The organism is Acinetobacter sp. GN11, assembly GCF_054823985.1.
This window is the reverse complement of record NZ_JRVL01000219.1, coordinates 1-4,996: the sequence shown is the minus strand read 5'-3', so window position 1 is coordinate 4,996 and position 4,996 is coordinate 1. Positions and strand designations below refer to the sequence as shown.

Below are 4,996 nucleotides of genomic sequence, written 5' to 3'. Positions count from 1 at the left end.
GCATTATTATTGTTATGTATTTGCAGGAAAATTTTTATCCATGTCGGGGAGTTCCTGTGAATAAGATCAAAACACTAGTGCTAGCAATGAGTTCTTTAGGCGTAATTAGCGTGACGATGCCTGTGCATGCCGCTACAGATGCCGAAGTTAACGCCTTACGTGATGAAGTAAAGGAGTTAAAACAACTCGTCCAGAAACTATCTGATCAACAAAAAACAACTTTGTCGGTTAGTGCTCCAGCAACAATTCCTGTAGCACCAGCTACTCCTACACCTCCTGTATCAAAACCAGGTTGGATGGCGATGGCCGATGGGCAAACCCAAGTTAAGCTTTATGGTAGTGTCCGCGCAGATGCAACCTATGACTTAAAAGGTTCAAATGGCAGCATTTCAAATGGCGCTAACTATCCATTAAATAAAGATGACCCGAAACAAGACTCACTAAATGTATCTGCTGCAACTTCACGAATAGGATTAGATATTACTCGACCTACCCAATACGGAGATTTAACCGGCAAAATTGAAGCCGATTTCATGGGTGGAAATGGCGATAATGGTAATGGTACCTTCCGTGTTCGCCATGCCTATATGTCTTTAGGAAAATGGTTAGCTGGTCAAACGACCTCACCTTTTGTAAACACTGATACATCACCAGAAACAGTAGATTTTAATGGCGCTATTGGTACAGGTACTACACGTACAGTACAGGTTAGGTACACTCAGCCAATTAATGCACAACAGAAAATATTAGTTGCCTTAGAAGGCGGTGATATTGAAAAAGCTGGTAATGCTGCCGGTGGAAGCCGCTTTCCTGCTTTAACAGCCCGATATGATTTCAAAACTACAGATAATAAAGGCCTATTACAGTTACATGGTCTTGCCCATGAAAACCGTGTAGCTCCAAAAGATAGTACTTCTGAAGAAAAATTTGGTTGGGGTGTGGGCATTGGTGGTAAATATGATTTAACGCCTCAAGATAGCTTGGTTGCTAATTACTATCATGTTAAAGGAGATGGCCGCTATTTACTTTATAGCAACTCAGCTTATGCCTATGACACCACAACTCAGGATATTAATTTAGGTGAATTTGATAGTGCTGTTATTGGCTATCAACGGAAATGGAGCCCTATCCTCCGCTCTACTTTTGCAATAGGTGGTATTCAATATAAAGATGATAGCGTCTATGCAAATAGCAATTTAACCAGCACCAGCTATAACAAAGAAATTTATAATGCCTTGGTCAATTTAATCTGGAATCCGGTTAAAAGTATTGATTTAGGTGCAGAATATACTTATGGCCAACGAGAAACTTTCGCAGGCGATAAAGGTGATTACTCTCGCGTCAATTTATTAGCAAAATATAGTTTCTAAAAATTGGACGTAAAAAAAGAGCCTTTTAAAAGGCTCTTTTTTATTAATGGTATTAATGCATAGCTTGAATTTTTTCTAAGAAGAGCTTCGCGCGCTCGTGGCGAGCATCTAAATTATCAAAGAATTCATGCGTTGGGCAGTCTTCTAAAATCTTACCTTCATCCATAAAAATTAGACGGTTAGATACTCTTTTAGCAAAACCCATTTCATGTGTAACACACATCATGGTCATACCTTCATGTGCAAGTTGCACCATCACTTCAAGTACTTCTCCGACCATTTCTGGATCAAGTGCAGAAGTCGGTTCATCAAACAACATACAGATTGGGTCCATGGACAAGCCACGAGCGATCGCTACACGTTGTTGTTGACCACCAGACAATTGGCCCGGAAACTTATCTTTATGCGCAAGTAAACCTACACGTTCTAAATATTTCAGACCTTTTTCACGAGCATCAGCAACTGAACGCTTTAACACTTTAACTTGAGCAATGGTTAGATTTTCCAAAACAGTCATGTGCGGAAAAAGTTCAAAGTGTTGAAAGACCATTCCTACTCGTGAACGGAATTTAGCAAGATCCGTTTTTGGGTCTTTCAGAGAAACTCCATCAACAATAATGTCGCCTTGTTGAAATGGTTCTAACGCATTTACTGTTTTAATGAGTGTTGATTTTCCTGAACCAGATGGTCCGCAAACAACAACGACATCACCTTTTTCAATACTCGTCGTGCAATCTGTTAAAACCTGAAAATCACCATACCATTTAGAGATATGTTGGATGTCTATCATTGGCATTTAAAATCTCCAATTAGCGAATGATGGCAATTTTTTGCTGTAAGCGTTTGACTAATTGCGACAGCACAAACGAACTACAGAAGTAAACTACAGCGACGATTAAATAGAATGTTGCTTTCGTTTCAGGGCCATATGTATTAGCCAATGTATCTGCACGACCTAAAAAGTCTGGTGCACTAATCACATAAACTAATGAGATATCCTGAAATAAAATAATGGTTTGAGTTAACAATACTGGGAGCATGTTACGAAAGGCTTGAGGTAAAACCACGTAGCGCATTGATTGACCATAGGTAAAACCTAGCGCGTAACCTGCATGTACCTGACCTCTTGAAATAGACTGAATTCCGGAACGCACAATTTCCGAGAAAAATGCAGCCTCAAAAATAGCAAAAGTCACAACACTCGAAAACAATGGTCCCCAATATGTATCAGATTGAAACTCAAATATTTTCGGCAACAAAAAGTAGAAAATAAAGATCACCTGAATCAGTGGAATACCACGAAACAGATCGACATAAAATTTTGCGAAATTACTTGCGATGGCATTGTTTGATAAACGCATCATTGCCAATGGGGTTCCGATTAGGATACCGCCCATCATCGCCAATACAGTCACGGTCAGGGTAAAAATGAAACCTTCTTTGAGTGCCGCGATCACGTCAGGGTTATGTAATAAAGAAAAATCCATAATTACTTCCCTCCTGAGCCTAAGCCAGGCACAGCCATTCGTTTCTCAATCCATGCCATGATAAATTTAATGCTATAAGTAATAATTAAATAAACAGGTGTAGAGAGAATAAGAATAATGATGTCCTGAGAAGTTTCTTCGCGCATGGTTTTTGTATAAGCGAAGAAGTTCAAAACACTCAAAGCATATAAAACAGCTGAGTTTTTGAAAACGTTCATTGCTTCAGAAGTAATCGTTGGCCACACAGTACGATATGCAACTGGTAAAATGACATAACGATAGCTTTGTGCAGTGGTAAAACCCATCGCAAAAGCTGCGAACTTTTGACCACGAGAAACAGTATTAATACCAGCACGTATGTGCTCAGATACACGCGCAGCAGTGTAGAGGCCTAATGCAAAAACACCAATAACCGCAGGTTGATGATTTAAAATATTTTTCCACCACCCACCTGCAACCACATCCCCACTGCCTGCACTTAAGCTGTCCGGTAAGAATTCCGGAAAAACAAATGCCCAGAAGAATAGCTGCACAATAAGTGGAATATTACGGAAGATTTCAACGTAACAATTGCCAATAAATGAGAGAGGTTTGTTGGGTAATGTACGAATTACCCCTAGGAGAGAACCTAATAAAAATGCGATAAGAAAGGCTATAACAGCTGTCCAAACCATAGTAAAGACGCCTGAACCTAACATTTGTAACCATGTGGGCGCTTCAGCATGAGCATTGTAGCTTGAGCTACCAATTACTCTACAGACTGATTCTGCCCATGCGGCTTTATCGACACCATATTCATTAGACTCCGCACAGAATATAGTCCAGTTTAGCGAGCCGACTGACATGTTTGCCCCTTAAATGAATACTTTAGGAAAATAGACCGCTTAAGCAAGTGAGTCTCACTTGCTTAAGTAAATTTAGGATAACAAGATCCGGTTAGATCCCTGCATCTGTTGGGTGAGCTTTTAATTTTTTGTAAGATGAACTTTGTGGCATGTTCAAATTTGTATTTTTTGGTGGAATTGGCGATAAGAACCACTTCTTATATAAAGCGTCCATTTGACCAGTTTTCCATAGATTATTTACAGTACGATCAGCAATCGCTTTGAACTTCGTATCACCTTTAGCGAGCATAATGCCATAAGGCTCTGATGAAAGTACTGGACCCACAATTGCGAAAGCTTTAGGTGTTGAAGACTTAGCAACCAAACCAGCTAAAATATTATCATCCATGACAAATGCAGCAGCACGGCCTGATGCCATCATTGCGAAAGAGTCAGAATGATCTTTACCATAGATATTTTGGATATTAAGCGCTTGGCCTTTTTCATTCATCTTGATGTATTTATCAGATGTTGTGCCTTGAGTTGTTACAACGGCCTTGCCGTTTAAATCTGCCAAACTCTTAATGCCAGAGTTCGCTTTAACTGCCATACGTACTTCTGTCGCATAGTAGTTTGTTGAGAAACCAACTTGTTCTTGGCGTTGCTTAGAGTTTGTGGTCGTACCACATTCCATATCGATATTGCCTGCTAAAAGTTCAGGAATACGTGTTGATGAAGTTACTGCCTTGTATTCAACTTTTAGCCCAGGCATTTTCAATTCTTTTTTAATGTCATTTGCAAACTGGTTACAGATATCGACTGCATAACCTACTGGTTTACCTGCAACAACATATGAAATTGGGTCAGAAGATTCTCGGTGGCCAATGACGATTTTTCCACTGCTTTTGATTTTAGCTAATGTATCTGCTGCCTGAATTTGAGAAGTAGCACCAACCGTACAAAGCATAAATGTTGAAATAATGAGAGAGGTTGCAGAACGTTTCATAAGAACTCCTTGATGATCATTCTCTCTATTTATCTATAGAATCATTCATATAGAGCAATAGAGTGATTTATTATTAAATTGCAATTATCGCGCCAACTTTTCCAAGTAGGACACATCCATTTGCTTCACTTATTTTATTCAGTCTGTTTTGCAGAGTTAATACCTTTAAAACTGCTAACATGTTTCTACTTTAATCTATGTTTTAATCTTCTGTCTATTATTAAGCTCATCTATTTACACTTAAATGTGGCAATTATTGATTACAATGTAAACACATGCACAATAAAGTGGCTTAACTTCAGCTAAAAA

Annotated in this window: 5 protein-coding genes; 1 reads left to right on the top strand and 4 read right to left on the bottom strand. The window is 39.1% G+C overall.

Features of this window, described 5'->3' with window-relative positions; all coding sequences use genetic code 11:
* The first annotated feature begins 56 nt into the window (after positions 1-56).
* Positions 57-1,370 (top strand): DcaP family trimeric outer membrane transporter, encoded by a 1,314-nt coding sequence (locus NL42_RS16625; protein WP_461313585.1) that lies wholly within the window; start codon positions 57-59, stop codon positions 1,368-1,370.
* A 52-nt stretch (positions 1,371-1,422) separates the two neighbouring features.
* Here NL42_RS16625 and NL42_RS16620 read toward each other — a convergent pair whose 3' ends face one another.
* The 4 genes from NL42_RS16620 to NL42_RS16605 form a co-directional block, all read right to left on the bottom strand.
* The gene (locus tag NL42_RS16620; protein ID WP_004792844.1) at positions 1,423-2,166 is read right to left on the bottom strand and encodes an amino acid ABC transporter ATP-binding protein; all 744 of its coding nucleotides are present in this window, start codon (positions 2,164-2,166) and stop codon (positions 1,423-1,425) included.
* Between the two features lie 13 nt (positions 2,167-2,179).
* Positions 2,180-2,857, bottom strand: coding sequence for an amino acid ABC transporter permease (locus NL42_RS16615; RefSeq protein WP_461313584.1), 678 nt, complete (start codon positions 2,855-2,857; stop codon positions 2,180-2,182).
* Between the two features lie 2 nt (positions 2,858-2,859).
* A complete protein-coding gene (locus tag NL42_RS16610) occupies positions 2,860-3,702 on the bottom strand; it encodes an amino acid ABC transporter permease (protein WP_461313583.1) in 843 nt (280 codons plus the stop codon).
* A gap of 91 nt (positions 3,703-3,793) precedes the next feature.
* On the bottom strand, positions 3,794-4,687 hold the full coding sequence (locus NL42_RS16605; RefSeq protein WP_004642554.1) for an amino acid ABC transporter substrate-binding protein: 894 nt from the start codon (positions 4,685-4,687) through the stop codon (positions 3,794-3,796).
* Positions 4,688-4,996: the final 309 nt, after the last annotated feature.